General features: G+C 71.0%; 17 protein-coding genes. 11 read left to right on the forward strand and 6 right to left on the reverse strand.

All coding sequences use genetic code 11. The annotated features are described in order from the left end of the window. Positions 1-40: 40 nt before the first annotated feature. Positions 41-763, forward strand: coding sequence for a response regulator transcription factor (locus tag P3T37_RS15430; RefSeq protein WP_280724206.1), 723 nt, complete (start codon positions 41-43; stop codon positions 761-763). Between the two features lie 39 nt (positions 764-802). Here P3T37_RS15430 and P3T37_RS15435 read toward each other — a convergent pair whose 3' ends face one another. The 3 genes from P3T37_RS15435 to P3T37_RS15445 all read right to left on the reverse strand — a co-directional run bounded on the left by P3T37_RS15435 (position 803) and on the right by P3T37_RS15445 (position 4254). After that, a complete protein-coding gene (locus tag P3T37_RS15435) occupies positions 803-2221 on the reverse strand; it encodes a HAMP domain-containing sensor histidine kinase (RefSeq protein WP_280724207.1) in 1419 nt (472 codons plus the stop codon). After that, entirely contained in the window at positions 2218-2934 is a 717-nt protein-coding gene (locus P3T37_RS15440) for a response regulator transcription factor (protein ID WP_280724208.1), read from the reverse strand. Before P3T37_RS15440 ends, P3T37_RS15435 begins: the two co-directional genes overlap by 4 nt. A gap of 279 nt (positions 2935-3213) precedes the next feature. Then, complete coding sequence (locus P3T37_RS15445) at positions 3214-4254, reverse strand: NAD(P)-dependent alcohol dehydrogenase (RefSeq protein ID WP_280724209.1); 1041 nt, start codon at positions 4252-4254, stop codon at positions 3214-3216. Between the two features lie 470 nt (positions 4255-4724). On the opposite strand from P3T37_RS15445, the gene P3T37_RS15450 reads away from it, so the two are divergent. From P3T37_RS15450 to P3T37_RS15465, 4 genes are read left to right on the forward strand one after another with little or no spacing between them, the layout of a single operon-like run. Beyond that, positions 4725-5522, forward strand: a complete 798-nt coding sequence (locus P3T37_RS15450) for a hypothetical protein (RefSeq protein ID WP_280724210.1) — start codon at positions 4725-4727, stop codon at positions 5520-5522. Positions 5523-5524: 2 nt separating this feature from the next. After that, positions 5525-6412 (forward strand): hypothetical protein, encoded by an 888-nt coding sequence (locus P3T37_RS15455; RefSeq protein ID WP_280724211.1) that lies wholly within the window; start codon positions 5525-5527, stop codon positions 6410-6412. After that, entirely contained in the window at positions 6406-7200 is a 795-nt protein-coding gene (locus tag P3T37_RS15460) for an ABC transporter ATP-binding protein (RefSeq protein ID WP_280724212.1), read from the forward strand. The genes P3T37_RS15455 and P3T37_RS15460 overlap by 7 nt, the downstream gene beginning before the upstream one ends. 30 nt (positions 7201-7230) lie before the next feature. Continuing rightward, positions 7231-8193, forward strand: coding sequence for an MsnO8 family LLM class oxidoreductase (locus P3T37_RS15465; protein ID WP_280724213.1), 963 nt, complete (start codon positions 7231-7233; stop codon positions 8191-8193). A gap of 21 nt (positions 8194-8214) precedes the next feature. On the opposite strand, the gene P3T37_RS15470 is transcribed toward P3T37_RS15465, so the two are convergent. After that, entirely contained in the window at positions 8215-8469 is a 255-nt protein-coding gene (locus P3T37_RS15470) for a hypothetical protein (protein ID WP_280724214.1), read from the reverse strand. A 178-nt stretch (positions 8470-8647) separates the two neighbouring features. Here P3T37_RS15470 and P3T37_RS15475 point away from each other — a divergent pair, with 178 nt between their 5' ends. Further along, a complete protein-coding gene (locus tag P3T37_RS15475; RefSeq protein WP_280724215.1) occupies positions 8648-9193 on the forward strand; it encodes a DinB family protein in 546 nt (181 codons plus the stop codon). Positions 9194-9320: 127 nt separating this feature from the next. Here the strand turns inward: P3T37_RS15475 and P3T37_RS15480 are convergent, their stop codons facing one another. Then, a complete protein-coding gene (locus P3T37_RS15480) occupies positions 9321-9902 on the reverse strand; it encodes a TetR/AcrR family transcriptional regulator (RefSeq protein ID WP_280724216.1) in 582 nt (193 codons plus the stop codon). Positions 9903-10046: 144 nt separating this feature from the next. Beyond that, positions 10047-10499 carry a helix-turn-helix domain-containing protein gene (locus tag P3T37_RS15485; RefSeq protein ID WP_280724217.1) on the reverse strand — a complete coding sequence of 151 codons (453 nt, stop codon included), beginning with the start codon at positions 10497-10499 and terminating at the stop codon, positions 10047-10049. Positions 10500-10710: 211 nt separating this feature from the next. Here P3T37_RS15485 and P3T37_RS15490 point away from each other — a divergent pair, with 211 nt between their 5' ends. From P3T37_RS15490 to P3T37_RS15510, 5 genes are all read left to right on the forward strand, one after another. Further along, complete coding sequence (locus tag P3T37_RS15490) at positions 10711-10938, forward strand: SDR family NAD(P)-dependent oxidoreductase (RefSeq protein ID WP_280724218.1); 228 nt, start codon at positions 10711-10713, stop codon at positions 10936-10938. Further along, positions 10838-11281, forward strand: coding sequence for an SDR family oxidoreductase (locus P3T37_RS15495; protein ID WP_280724321.1), 444 nt, complete (start codon positions 10838-10840; stop codon positions 11279-11281). The genes P3T37_RS15490 and P3T37_RS15495 overlap by 101 nt, the downstream gene beginning before the upstream one ends. A 133-nt stretch (positions 11282-11414) precedes the next feature. Further along, positions 11415-11873 (forward strand): cupin domain-containing protein, encoded by a 459-nt coding sequence (locus P3T37_RS15500; RefSeq protein ID WP_280724219.1) that lies wholly within the window; start codon positions 11415-11417, stop codon positions 11871-11873. Positions 11874-11884: 11 nt separating this feature from the next. Next, on the forward strand, positions 11885-12112 hold the full coding sequence (locus tag P3T37_RS15505; RefSeq protein WP_348533243.1) for an alpha/beta fold hydrolase: 228 nt from the start codon (positions 11885-11887) through the stop codon (positions 12110-12112). 97 nt (positions 12113-12209) lie between these two features. Further along, positions 12210-13697, forward strand: a complete 1488-nt coding sequence (locus P3T37_RS15510) for an MFS transporter (protein WP_280724220.1) — start codon at positions 12210-12212, stop codon at positions 13695-13697. Positions 13698-13766 lie beyond the last annotated feature (69 nt).

Below are 13766 nucleotides of genomic sequence, written 5' to 3' on the forward strand. Positions count from 1 at the left end.
CGGCCGGTCCTATCGATTGGAGACCGCTACGGTGTGCGCCATGTCGTCCGTCCTCGTCGTCGAGGACGACCCCGCTATTCGAACTTCCCTGATCGAGGTCCTGACCGGCCACGGACTGCTGGTGCGCAGTTCTCCTGACGGCTTCGGGGCGCTGCGCGAGATCACCCGGTGGCTGCCCGACGCGGTCGTGCTCGACCTGGGCCTGCCCGACCTGGACGGCGCGGAAGCGCTCCGGATGATCCGCGGCCTGTCGCAGGTCCCGGTCCTGGTGGCCACCGCCCGCGACGACGACGCGGAGATCATCAGACTCCTCAACGCGGGCGCCGACGACTACCTGGTCAAGCCCTTCTCCGGCGGGCAGCTCATCGCCCGCCTGACGGCCGTGCTGCGCCGCTCCGCCGCTTCCGGCGCCGGGCCCGGCGCCCTCGGCGCGCCTGGTGGCGCACCGGATCCGGGCCATGCGCCCATGGTCACCGGCGAATTGCGGATCGACCCGCTGGCGCGAACCGTCCATCTCGGCGACCGGGAAGTGGGACTGACGCGCCGCGAGTTCGACCTGCTGGCCTTCCTGGCCCGCAACGCCGGACGGGTCATCTCCAAGCGGCAGCTCCTCGCCGAGGTGTGGCGCCAGCCGTACGTGGAGGAGCAGACCGTCGACGTGCACCTGTCCGGTCTGCGCCGCAAGCTGGGCGAACGGGCCTCCCGGCCCCGCTACCTGCACACCGTACGGGGCGTCGGGGTGAAGCTGGTGTCGCCCTCGTGAGGGCCGCAGCTGGGTCTGCTCACGTTGCGTCGGAGCCGCTCAGGCTCCCTGGGTGATGCGCCGGGCCTCCCCGGCCCTGCGACGCCGGTGACCCCACGGCCGGACGAGCACGCGGCGCGGCTCCGAGTCCAGGCTGAGGAGCACCTCCACCCGCGCTCCGCCCAGTGGGCTGCGCCGGATCCGCACGTCACCGCGGGTCAAGTCGGCGGCGCTGCGGGCGATGTCGAGCCCGAGGCCGGTGGAGCCGCCCGTGCTGACCCCGCGCGAGAGCGCGCCGGCCGGGTCCTCGATGCCGCTCCCGCCGTCCTCGACCACCAGGACGACGCTCTGCGCCGTCCGCTGCACGCTCACCGCGAAGCCGGTCCCCTGCGGCGTGTGCCGGAAGACGTTGCCGACCAGGGCGTCGACGACCGCGGCCAGGTCGTCCTCCGGCAGCCGGACGGGCGTCGGTTCGTCGGTCGCCTCGAAGGTGCACGCGCGGCCCTGCTGCTCGGCGAGCACCGACCAGAAGCCGACGCGGTGCCTGGCCAGTTCGGCCACCTGGCACGACCGGGCGGAGGACTGCCCGGAGCGGGCGCCGCCGTCCCGGCGTCCGATCGCGCCGCTCGGGTCCACCGGTCGGGTGGACAGGGGTGTCCGGGCGGCCAGGATGATCGAGTCCAGTTCGGCCTCGAGATGGTGAATCGCCGTGGCCGCCCGTTCCGCCCCCTGGACCGGGCCGATCTGCTCGACCGCGAGGTGCAGCGCGGTCAGCGGGGTCCGCAGCCGGTGCGACAGATCAGCGACCAACTCACGTTCGGTCGCCAGGAGTTGTTTCACATGGTCGGCCATGGAGTTGAACGCCAGACCGGCCTCGTAGAGGTCCGCGGGCCCGGCCGGCTCCACCCGTACGTCCAGGTGGCCGGCCCCCAGTGCCGCCGAGGCCTGGGAGAGCCGGCGCGAGGCCCGCACCGCCCGCGCACCGAGCCGGTCGGCCACCAGCACCGAGCCGATCACCAGGCCCAGCGCCAGAAGTGACATCACCACCCAGGCTCGGGTCACCCCCCGGACGAGCTCTGCCTGCGGGACGAACTCCTCGACGACGGCGACCCGGTCGGGGTTCAGGAAGACCGGTTGCAGGTACTCCCACCCGCCGGGGACGTCACGGCTGACGGACTCCCGGTCCTGAACGGCCTGGCCCAGCATCTGGGCCGAGGCGTGCGTGGTGCCGACGACCTGCCCGTCCGGCAGGTGCAGACAGAGCCGGTCCGAGGAGTCCAACCGAGCCACCACCGGTGCCAGATCCGCAGGTTGGCTGGACTGGGCGAGAGCAGCCACCGCCACCGCGGCCCGCTGCTGCGCGGCCGCGGTCGCCTCGGCGTGCACCTGGGTGCGCAGCAGCAGGGCGAGCGGAACCAGGAAGGACACCGCCACCATCGAGGTCGCCACCAGCGCGACCGTGGCCAGGGTGGCTCTCACAGCGGGGATACCAGTTTCACTCCGACACCGCGGACGGTGTGCAGGTAGCGGGGCAGTGCGGCTCGTTCGCCCAGCTTGCGGCGCAGGCAGGACAGGTGCACGTCGACGGTCTGCTCGTCCACGTACGGCCGGCGCCATACCTCGTCGAGGAGCTCGCGCTTGGAGATCACGCGACCGCGGTTGCGGGCCAGGAAGGCCAGCAGGTCGAACTCGCGGCGGGTCAACCTCAGCTCCCGGTCGGCGAGATGAACGGTTCGCGCCCTCGGGTCGATCCGCAGCTCGCCGGCGACCAGCGGGCTGTCGCCACCGCCCGGCGCACTCACGTCACCCGCCGCCAGGGCCCCGGTGCGGGCCGCACTGCGGCGCAGCACGGCCGCGAGCCGGGCAACCAGCTGACCACCGGAGAACGGCTTGACCAGATAGTCGTCGGCGCCCGCGTTGAGCAGCCGGATGATCTCCCGGTCGTCGTCGCGGGCGGTGGCCACCAGGACGGGGACCTGCGACAGGCCGCGGATCATCCGCAGGGTGTCGGCGCCGTCCAGGTCGGGCAGGCCCAGATCGAGCACCACCGCGTCCGGTGGCCGCTGGGTGATCTCCCGCAGGGCACCGAACCCGTAGGGAGAACTGCGCACCAGAAGTCCGTGCGCGGTGAGGATCTCTATCAGGGACGTTCGGATGATGGGGTCGTCGTCGACGACGAGGACGGACGTCATGGCGCACACCGTAGCCGACTCCTCGGCCGGGTCATCCACCCGCGGCGAGCTGGGACTTAGGGCTTCCTTAGCGGGTCCTGTGGCCCGGTGATCCGGCGCCGCGGCCAGGGTCGGCGAGGTCGGGGGCGGTCCGTGGGGACTTGAGAAGCCCGTAAGGCTCCACTCACTCGACCCTCAGGCGACGGCCGCCCACGACCCACCACCAACCTCGCCAGCCTCACCCGAACAGGCAGAAACAAAACCGGCAAATGACCCGCTCCGCGCCTTCGGCCTTGCGCGTCACAGCGTGGCCGTGTCGATGACGAAGCGGTAGCGGACGTCGCTCGCCAGGACCCGCTCGTACGCGCCGTTGATCTCGTCCGCGCCGATCAGCTCGATCTCGGCCGCCACCCCGTGCCCGGCGCAGAAGTCCAGCATCTCCTGGGTCTCGGCGATGCCGCCGATACCCGAGCTGCTCATGCTGCGCCGGTTGCCGAACAGCGACTGGAGCACGATCTGCACCGGCTCCTCCGGGAGCCCGAGGTTCACCATGGTCCCGTCGGTGCGCAGCAGCGAGGTGTAGGCGGCGAAGTCGAGCGGGGCGGAGACGGTGTTGAGGATGATACCGAAGCTGCCCGCCAGTTCCTCGAAGGTCTTCGGGTCGCTGGTGGCGTGGTAGTGGTCGGCGCCCAGCCGCAGGCCGTCGTCCTTCTTGCGCAGGGACTGGGACAGGACGGTGACCTCGGCGCCGAGCGCGTGCGCGATCCTCACGCCCAGATGGCCCAGGCCGCCGAGCCCGACGACCGCGACCCTGCTACCGGGACCGGCGTTCCAGTGCCGCAGCGGCGAGTAGGTGGTGATGCCCGCGCACAGCAGCGGAGCGGCCACGTCCAGGGACAGGCCGTCCGGGATGCGGACGACGTAGTTCTCGTCGACGACGACCTGCTGCGAGTAACCGCCGTAGGTGGGCCGGCCGTCCCTGCCGACGGCGTTGTACGTCCAGACCGGGCCGTCGGCGCAGTACTGCTCCAGACCCGCCTTGCAGTTGTCACACACGCGGCAGGAGTCGACCATGCAGCCGACGCCCACCCGGTCGCCGGGCTTGAACCCGGTCACGCCCGGCCCGACCTCGGAGACGACGCCCGCGATCTCGTGGCCGGGCACCATGGGGAAGATCGCCTCACCCCAGCCCTCGCGGACCTGGTGGATGTCGGAGTGGCAAATGCCCACGAACGCGATGTCGATCTGCACATCGCTCTCGCCGACCGTGCGGCGCTCGATGGTCGTGCGCTCCAGCGGAGCCTTGGCGGCGGGGGCGGCGTAGGCGGCAACAGTGCTCATGACGGGACTCTCCCGGGGGTGCTCCTGGTCGTGCCGACGGACTACCTCCATTGTCTGCGCCTCTCACCACCTGTGCGACTCCCGCGAGGAGACCGACCTTCCTCCTCTCGGTTCTGTCGACTGTTTCATTGCACATCCATGAACAGAACATTGCACAGCTCGGTAATTCGTTGACCTACCGTCAGAGCCTCAATAGATTGATCGTGGTCGCCCAACCAGGGGCGCCGATCACAAGAATGAGGAGACCCCTCATGGCAGTCGCTTCCATAGAGCTCGCGCAGCCACCTCTGACACCGTTCCCGGTACCGAGGGCCACCCGGTGCACCGGGAGGTTGTTGTTCCGACCTACATCCCGACGATCGAGGAGACCATCAAGGCCAGTGGCGGCCACACGCAGGGGACCTGCATGAGCTACGGCGCCACGGCGATCTGCTTCTGACCCGCGCGACCTCGACAGAAAGGCCCATCGGGTGCGCCTGAACCGTTCCCGGGTCCGGCTGCGATTCTGGGGCGTAGCCGTCGACGTGCTGTTGCAGAGCGAGGCCGACGAGGCGCACTTCGGATACTACTTCCAGGACTACCGGCGGCCTGCGGACATCTCGCGCGCGGAATTCGAGATAGCGCTCGTGTCGGAGCACAGGAGTTTTGTCGACAGTCCGCCGGGGGCATTGCGTCGAATTCATTTGAAAGGCGACGGGAACAGCTGGTCGCGCTACGACGAATACCGGGACAAGCCGAATCGGCCGACCCCGTTGCCGCCGTTCGCGCTGCCGCCGCTGAACGCCTCCGTGCGGACCGTGCACGCGAGTGCCGCCGCAGCGCCGTGGTCGCCCGGGGAGTCCGTGCTCCTGCACGGGCCGTCCAGGGCCGGAAAGTCGGTGCTGCTGCTGGAGCTCCTTCGCAACGGCTGGAGCTTCGTGTGCGATGACACGGTACCCGTCGAGGACGAGCGGTGGCTGCTCTCCTACAGTCGGCCCATCGGGGTCAGGGAGCGGACGTTGGACGTTCATCCCCGGGTCCGCGACCACCTGGCCGGGGCGCCGGGCTTCGGCACTCCCACCGGTACGACCTGGGCGGTGCACCCTGCTCTGCTGCCCGTGAGACGGGCCGCCGAGCGCACCGCCTGGGCCTGGACCGTCACCCTCGCGCCCTCCTCGGACTACCGCTTGACGAGGCTGGCCGACCGTCACTGGGCGGTGGCGTTCGACCCCGCCCGCCATACCCGACAGGCGGCTGCGGAACTCTCCGCCGCCCTGACTGGAAAATAGACGTGGATCAGGATCTCTACTTCGACTTCTACGGCGTGACCACCCGCCTGCGCTGTGCCCCCTCCGATGTGCCCGAGGCGCTCTTCAACTTCGCCGGCCAGCAGATCGATCCGGTCCCGGCCGCCGAGGTGCAGGTCAAGGTCGTCCTCACCTGCCCGGAGTGGCCCGAGCGCGGCTTCTTCACCAGCCTTCTGCGCAAGGACGGCCTGCGCAAGCGGATCGAGGTGGAGCGCCGCACCGAGGACGGGTGGCTGCGGGAGGCGGACCACACCTTCACCGACTGGTCCGAGCTCTCCTCTCCGCTGCCCCCGTTTCGCTACTCGCAGCTGTGGCAGCGCCTGGCGGTCGCCCCTGGCACCTGCCTGTGGCTGCCCGGGGACCACGGCGTCCTGCTGAGCGGGGACAACTACGTCGGCAAGACCTCGGCCGCGCTGGCCCTGTGCGCGCGGGGCGCCCGGCTGGTCAGCGACAGCCTGGCCGTCCTGGACCTGCAAAGTGGCCTCTTCCGCCGCCATGACAGCCCGCTGGGCTTTCGGCGCGGCTCTCGCCGGTACCACCTGGAGCGCATCGTGAGCGGCGACTACCGGGAGACCGTGTCGCCGGACACCGGACTGGTTCTGCTGGCACGCGCCGAGGAGTTCCTGGGCCGGCCCAACCTGGAGCAGGTACGGGTCACCCGCCTGATCCACCTGGTGCGCGCCGAGCAGGCCGGTCCCGGCCCCGCCGTCGTGCCCACGGACGTCTCCGCCTGGTTCTCCGGCGCGGACCGGCAGGACATCAGCCGCCATCTGCCCGAGCACACCGAGGTGCTGGCGTTCTCCCCGGACGCCTCCCCCGACGAGGTCGCCGATCTCATCGAGGCCCGAGTGAGCGGAGCGCCGGCATGCTGAGCGTTGACCGGATCCGCAAGACCTACCCCGGCAGTGCCGTGCCGGCCCTGGACGATGTCTCCCTGCGGCTCGGTGAGGGCGAGCTCGTCGCACTGATCGGCCACAACGGCGCCGGCAAGTCCACCCTCTTCGACATCGTGGCCGGCCTGAACCGCCCTGACTCGGGAACGGTGCAACGTCACGTCCCGGCCGGCGAGTTCGGCTGCTGCCCGCAGCGCGAGGTGATCGACTGGTCGTTGACGGTACGCCAGAACGTCGAACTCGGTGTCGCGCTGCGGGCCGGCAGCCTGCGCGGAGCACGCCGGGCGGCGACCGGGATATGCGAGGTGCTGGGCCTGGAGCGGTTCCTCGACCGGCAGGCCCAGACGCTGTCCGGCGGAGAGCTGCGGCGCTGCCAGATAGCGCGGGCGATCGCCGGGCAGCCCCGCCTGATGCTGCTGGACGAGCCCACCACCGGCCTGGACCCGGACGCGGTCCGGCAGGTCTTCGAATACCTGGCGGGCAGCGCCCGTGCGGGCGGTGCCGTGCTGGTGAGCACCCACGAGACCTCCCGCTTCGCCGGCTACTGCACCCGGGTCGTCGCCATCGCGCAGGGCCGTGTCCTGGCGGATCTGCCCACCGCGGAGTTCCTCTCGTCGGCACCGGACTCCGACGACCTGTGGGACGCCTACCGTGCGCTGGCGGGCTCGGTCGCCGGGCTTCCCTGGGCCGTGCTCTGGCTGCTCGCCGCAGGAGCCGCGGCCCTGGCCGCGCTGAGCTCGGCCGATCACCTCACCCGCGAGCGCTGACGAACCTGTGCCCCCGAGAAAGCCGTTGGAATGAAGATCACTGTTCTCGACCTCTGCCCGGTGTTCACCGATCACTCCCCCGCGGACGCGCTGCGCGCCACCCTCGACCTCGCCGTCGCGGCCCAGGCCCTGGGGGCGGCCCGCTACTGGGTGGCCGAGCACCACGGCAGCCCGGCCTCAGCCGCCACCTCTCCGGACGTGCTGATCTCCGCGATCGCCGCCCGCACCACGACGCTGCCCGTCGGAGCGGGCGGGGTCATGCTGCCCAACCACTCCCCCCTGCGGGTCGCGGAGAGCTTCGCGACCCTGGCCCGACTGCACGGACCACGCATCGAACTGGGGGTCGGGCGGGCGCTGGCGGGTCGCGCGCCGCTCAACCTCGCCCTGAACGGCACAGCCCCGAGCTCGGCGCCGCAGGAGTTCCGGGCCAAGATCGGCGAACTGCTGGACCACCAGCAGGATCTGCTGGCCCACGGGGAACCGCCCGTGCCCCTGCGGGTTCTGGGATCGAGCCTGCCGGTGGCGCTGATCGCCGCCGAACTGGGCCTGCCCTACGGGTTCGCAGGCCATCTGGGCCTGCGCGGCGCACGGGAGTCCATCACCGCCTACCGCGCGAACTACCGGCCCACGCCCCACCACCCGGAACCGGACGTGGTACTCAGCCTGGGGGTCTACCTCGCCGACACCCCCGCACAGGCCCAGGACCTGGCACAGGTGCACGCCGTGGCACTGCTGCGGCACCGCCAGAGCCGGCCCGGCCCCCTGCCGACGGTCGAGCAGGCACGTCAAGCGAACCTGACCGGTCCCGAACTGCACCTGGTCCGCCGCCGACTCGACGACTGGATCATCGGCGACCGGCAGAGCGCCCGACAGAGGCTTCAGCACCTCGCCGGCACGCTGGGCGTCACCGAGATCGCCGCCGTCACCAGCACGGCCGACAGCGCCGCACGGCTGCGCTCCTACGAACTGCTCCTGGCCGCCTCGGGCGACTGACGTCCCCTCAGCGAATCCGCGCTAGAGGACGAACGGGATCAGCATCTTGGTCGACCGCTGGTAGGCCGGGTACTGGTCCGGGAAGAGCCTGGTCATATCACGCTCCTCGACGACCGCGCTGTAGAGGAAGTAGGGGGCGATCAGCGCGATGGCCACCCGCAACGCCGCACAGCGGCCCCATCGGGCCTGCCCGGCCTTCACACCGACGGCCGCCGCGGCCCAGTAGAGCCAGAACACGACCCAGCCGACCGCGATGACGACGGCGACCACGCGCATGGCAACAGGCTCCTTCCCGGAACCGCATCACTGATCAGGATAGAGCGCCGGACAGTGTTCGGTTGGCGGCTTTCGACGCGCCCCGGGGTTCGCTGGCATGGCGGACCGAATCCGACCTGGATGGCCTCTAGCGTGGTCATTGATCGACGGGGGCAGCACATGTGAGGAGCAGAGGGCCATGACCGAGGACGCACTGAGGACCGACGCCGCGGACGCCACGGGTGAGCGTGCCGACCTGCTGGCCATGCTGGCCACGCGCCGGCACTTCCTGCGGTTCACCGTCCGCGATCTCACCGACGAGCAGGCCGGGCTGCGGACCACCGCCAGCGAGCTGTGCCTGGGCGGGCTGATCAAGCACGTCAGCGCCGTCGAGGGGCGCTGGGCGGACTTCATCGTGCAGGGGCCGTCGGCGATGGGCGACTTCGCGGCCATGACCGAGGCCGACTTCGCCCAGCGGGCCGACCAGTTCCGGATGCTGCCCGACGACACGCTGGCCGGCGTGCTGGCCGACTACGCCGAGGTGGCCCGCCGGACCGACGAGCTGGTCGCCACCCTGCCCGACCTGAGCCTCAGCCACCCACTGCCCAACGCCCCCTGGTTCGAGCCCGGCGCGCGGTGGTCGGCCCGCCGGGTGCTGATGCACATCATCGCCGAGACCGCGCAGCACGCCGGCCACGCCGACATCATCCGCGAGAGCCTGGACGGCGCCAAGAGCATGGGGTAGGCGTGCTGCCGGATGGCGGCCCGTCCCCAGCAGGACCGGGACCGGTTCGACCAGCATCGTTCGATGATGCAGCATCTGCGTCATCGATGGAACCTGTGGCCTGCTCGGTGCCAGGGCCGCCCTCGGGTCAGCTGCGGGCTTTGAGGCCGTTGAGGAAGTAGTCGATGCGGGCGGTGTCGTCGGGGTCGAGTGGGGTGGCGCCGATCAGGAGGCGGTAGTAGACGGGACCGAACAGCATCTCGATCATGGTCCGGGTGGGGATGTCCGCGCGGAGCTGCCCTGCGGTGACGGCTGCTTCGAAGCGTTCCTGCCAGCACTGGTTGCGGGGCTCGAAGAAGGTCGAGCGGAGCTCCTCGGCGAAACGGGGATCCGTCTGCGCCTCTGCCAGGAGGGCGCGCCAGACTGTGCCGAGGTCGGTGTCGAGGAGGCGGATCACGGCCTGGGTCGAGGCGGTGATGTCGGCGGCGATGTCACCGGTGTCCGGGAGTTCTCGGGCTGATCCGGTGCGGTCGTTGAACGCTTCCAGCAGGACGGCCGCCTTGCCGGGCCACCAGCGGTAGATGGTCTGCTTTCCCACGCCGGCCGCGGTGGCGATGGCTTCCACGGTGAGTTTCGCGTAGCCGTCGCGTACGGCGAGTTCGAGGGCCGCGTCGAGGATTGCCCTGCGCGCTCGCTGGTTGCGCAGATCGGGGTTGGGGATCTGGGTCATGACGTGATCCTAGCCGCGGGACGAGACGTCGCGTCTTGACAGGGTGCCAACGGGGCGACGATGATCAATTTTGCGGGACGAGACGTTCTGTCTTGCCGCGATCGCCGCTGCGTGCCCCACGGGGGTGGGCACGCGCGGCGGCCGTCACGCCGGCGTGGTCGAGCGGGCGTACTCGGTGGGTGCCCGACCGTAGTGCTTCTTGAAGGCTCGGGTGAAGTGGCTGCTGTCGGCGAACTGCCAGTGGGCCTCGAGTTCCGAGACGCTCAGCCGGCCGACGGGCGCGGTGAGGGCGAGTCGGGCTTCTTCCAGCCGCCGCTGGCGGATGTAGCCGGTCACGGACTCTCCTACGGCGGCGAAGGCCCGTTGCAGGTTGCGTACGGAGACGTTGAGTTCGCGGGCCAGCATCGTCCCGGAGAGCTCGGGGTCGGCCAAGTGGGTGTCCGCCAGGTCCTTCGCGGCCTGTGTGAGTGCGGGAGCGAGCTGCGGTTCCGCGTCGTCGACCCGGCTCCTGGCCACCGCCTTGGCCAGTTCGATGAGTGTGCTGTGGGCGGCTTGCACTCCCGCCGGGCCGAGGTCGGCGACGGTTTCGTAGATCATGTTCGCGTGGGCGACCAGCAGGAGCACCTCGGCGCAGTCGGCCGGACCGCTGACGCTCGTTCGTCGCTCCGGCGCCGTCTGGCGCGGTCTGGCGCCGATGTTCTGCCCGGATGGCGCTGTGGTCCAAGCCCTGCTCTGCCGATGTTCCTAGGCTTCGAGTGCGGGGGCAACCCCCCGCTCGGGCCCGGTAGATGCACAGGAGGAGATCCCCGTGAGCCAGCAGAAGTCCGCCCCCGTGGCCGTCGTCACGGGTGCCGGTACCGGCATCGGAGCCGCGACCGCGCACCGGTTCGCCGCCGACGGATACACCGTGGTCCTCGTGGGCCGCACCGACCAACATCGACGGCGCCTTCTTCGCCTCGCGAGCTGCGCTGCCCCACCTGCGGGCGGCGCGCGGCTGCATCGTCAACGTCGGATCCGTGGCCGCACTGCGCGGTGAACGGAACCAGGGCGCCTACAACCTGACCAAGGGTGCGCTGGTCAACCTGACCAACTCCATGGCGCTGGACCATGGACGGGAGATCCGGGTCAATGCCGTCCACCCCGGTGTGACGCTCAGCAGCGGGTTCCTGCGCGACGCACTCGCCGAGGGGACCGCGCTGCGCAAACGCTTCGCGGAGCGCGTGCCCATGGGCCGGCCGGCCGAGCCGACCGAGGTCGCCGCCGTCATCGCGTTCCTCGCCGGCCGCGACGCCGCCTACCTCAACGGCGTGCACATACCCGTGGACGGCGGACTGACCGCCTCGGACGGCCAGACCGATCTCTACCGGATCGACGCCTGACGGCGAGGACGGGATGCACCGGATCCCGGTAGGCGGCGCCCTGCCGTAGCCCTTGCCGCCCAGCACAGAACTGCCCATACTGGTGAGAGGCAACTCTCACAACGAGAGCACCCTCTCTATATAGGAGGTTCAGATGGCGGACATCTCAGTGGTCGGCCCGGATGCCGGTGAGTCGATCCAGCTCGGCCCGACCCGGATGCGGATCCTCGAGGACGGCACCACGACCGGGCACCGCCTGGGCGTCGGGGAGATCACGCTCGCCCCGCACACCGACGGGCCGCCGCAGCACCGCCACGCCCGGCACGACGAGGGCTTCTACGTGGTGTCCGGCGCGGCCCGATTCACTGTCGGCGAGAGCGTGTACGACGCGCCCGCGGGAACGCTGGTCATGATCCCGCCCGGTGCCCCGCACACCTTCGCCAACCCGACCGACGGCGTCACGGTCCTGCTCAACACGTTCACCCCGGACCTGTACGTCGACTACTTCCGGGACCTGCGCGACATGATCGCCGCCGGTCGGCCGCTCACCCCCGAGGCGACGGTCGAGGCGATGAGCCGGTACGCCACCGAACCCGCCACCGACTTCGCCTGACCATCAAGGCCCTGGCCCAGCGTCTGGGGACGCTGGAGATCCCGACCCTGGTGCTGTGGGGCGACAGCGACCGGATCGTCGACCCCGACTACGGGCGCGCCTACGCCGCCGCCATCCCGCCGGCCCGGTTCCAACTGCTGACCGACACCGGCCACAACGCGCAGATGGAGACCCCCGACCAGGTCGTGCACGCGATCTGGGACGGCGCCGACACGGACTTCTCCGCCTTCGCGCGCTGAGCCGCGACCACCTGCCGACCCCGCCCGCCAAGCACACCACGCACACCACGCACACCACGCACACCACGCACACCACCACTGAACGAGGAGGAGGGACATGACGTCGCATGAGCCCCTGGCCGACGGCAACCGTCCGCGGTCAGGACTGGTCCTGGCGGTGTGCTGCCTGAGCCTGCTGATCACCGCCCTGGACACCACCGCCGTCAACGTGGCCCTGCCCGCCGTCGGCCACGATCTGCACGCCCCGGTGAGCGGCCTGCAGTGGACCGTCGACGGCTACACCCTGGCGGTCGCCGCCTTCATGATGCTCGCCGGATCCACCGCCGACCGGATCGGGCGGCGCCGGGTGTTCCAGGCCGGACTGGCCCTGTTCACTGTCGGCTCGCTCGCCTGCTCCCTGGCCCCGGACCTGGGCCGGCTGATCGCCTTCCGCGTCGTCCAGGGCCTGGGCGCCAGCATGCTCAACCCGGTCGCCCTGTCGATCATCACCCACGCCTTCCCCGACCCGGGTGAACGCGCCCGCGCGATCGGGCTCTGGGGCACCACGGTCGGGCTGTCCCTGGCCGCCGGCCCGGTGGTCGGCGGGCTGCTGGTCGCCTCGGCGGGCTGGCGCTCGATCTTCTGGATCAACATCCCGATCGGCGCGGCCGCCCTGGTGCTCGCCGCGGTGTTCGTGCCCGAGTCCAGGGCCGCGGTGGCGCGGCGTCCGGACCCGGTCGGTCAGGTGCTGGTCGTCACGAGCCTGACCTCGCTGGTCTTCGCGATCATCGAGGGCTCCCGCTGGGGCTACGGCAGCACACCGATCATCGCCCTGCTCGTGCTGTCCACGGTCGCGGTCGCGGCGCTGCCCGGCTTTGAGCGACGTCGTGAACAGCCTCTGGTCGACCCGGTGTTCTTCCGCTCGATCCCCTTCACCGGCTCGTTCGTCGCCGCCGTCACGGCGTTCCTCGTGCTGTCCGGCTTCCTGTTCCTCAACACCCTGTACCTGCAGGACGTACGCGGTTGCAGCGCTCTGCACGCCGGCCTGCTGACCGTGCCCATGGCCGCTGCCACCGCACTAGCCTCACCGCTGTCCGGACGCCTGACCGCCGCCCACGGCTCACGCCCGCCGCTGGTCGCCGCCGGCCTGCTGATCGCCGCCGCGGCGCTGACGCTGACCACGCTCACCCCGACCACACCGTGGGCGATCCTGATCGCCGCCTATGTCCTGCTCGGGACCGGATTCGGCCTCGTCAACGCACCGATCACCAGCACCGCCGTGGCCGGCATGCCGCGCGCCCAGGCAGGGGTGTCCGCCGCGATCACCACCACCGGCCGCCAGGTCGGCAACAACCTCGGCGTCGCCGTCCTGGGCGCGATCGTCGCCGCGCGCACGCGCTCCCCGGGCCGTGCCGGACTCGCCGCCGCCAGCCACCCGGGCTGGTGGATCCTGGCCGCGTGCGGCCTGGTGATCGCGGCGACCGGCCTGGTGACCACCACCCGCCGCGCCACCGCCACCGCCGCGGGCGTCGCCGCACGCTTCCCGGCCGCTCCCGTGACCGCCTTGAGCAGCGCGCCCAGGGTGCGCGGAGGCGCACAGGCATGAGGCGTCGTCAGCACGGTCCGACGAAGCGGCCGCCTCGCCGTTGAGGGTGGTCGCGGTGTGCACGACGCG

The sequence above is a fragment of the Kitasatospora sp. MAA4 genome (genome assembly GCF_029893355.1).
In the GTDB taxonomy this organism is placed as follows: Bacteria; Actinomycetota; Actinomycetes; order Streptomycetales; family Streptomycetaceae; genus Kitasatospora.

Bases quoted from the DNA above. Each gene is read 5' to 3' on its own strand.
- P3T37_RS15470 (WP_280724214.1), bottom strand. From the start codon at position 8,469: ATGCGCGTGGTCGCCGTCGTCATCGCGGTCGGCTGGGTCGTGTTCTGG.
- P3T37_RS15445 (WP_280724209.1), bottom strand. From the start codon at position 4,254: ATGAGCACTGTTGCCGCCTACGCCGCCCCCGCCGCCAAGGCTCCGCTG.
- P3T37_RS15510 (WP_280724220.1), top strand. From the start codon at position 12,210: ATGACGTCGCATGAGCCCCTGGCCGACGGCAACCGTCCGCGGTCAGGA.
- P3T37_RS15485 (WP_280724217.1), bottom strand. From the start codon at position 10,499: ATGATCTACGAAACCGTCGCCGACCTCGGCCCGGCGGGAGTGCAAGCC.
- P3T37_RS15430 (WP_280724206.1), top strand. From the start codon at position 41: ATGTCGTCCGTCCTCGTCGTCGAGGACGACCCCGCTATTCGAACTTCC.
- P3T37_RS15460 (WP_280724212.1), top strand. From the start codon at position 6,406: ATGCTGAGCGTTGACCGGATCCGCAAGACCTACCCCGGCAGTGCCGTG.
- P3T37_RS15480 (WP_280724216.1), bottom strand. From the start codon at position 9,902: ATGACCCAGATCCCCAACCCCGATCTGCGCAACCAGCGAGCGCGCAGG.
- P3T37_RS15440 (WP_280724208.1), bottom strand. From the start codon at position 2,934: ATGACGTCCGTCCTCGTCGTCGACGACGACCCCATCATCCGAACGTCC.
- P3T37_RS15465 (WP_280724213.1), top strand. From the start codon at position 7,231: ATGAAGATCACTGTTCTCGACCTCTGCCCGGTGTTCACCGATCACTCC.
- P3T37_RS15500 (WP_280724219.1), top strand. From the start codon at position 11,415: ATGGCGGACATCTCAGTGGTCGGCCCGGATGCCGGTGAGTCGATCCAG.
- P3T37_RS15475 (WP_280724215.1), top strand. From the start codon at position 8,648: ATGACCGAGGACGCACTGAGGACCGACGCCGCGGACGCCACGGGTGAG.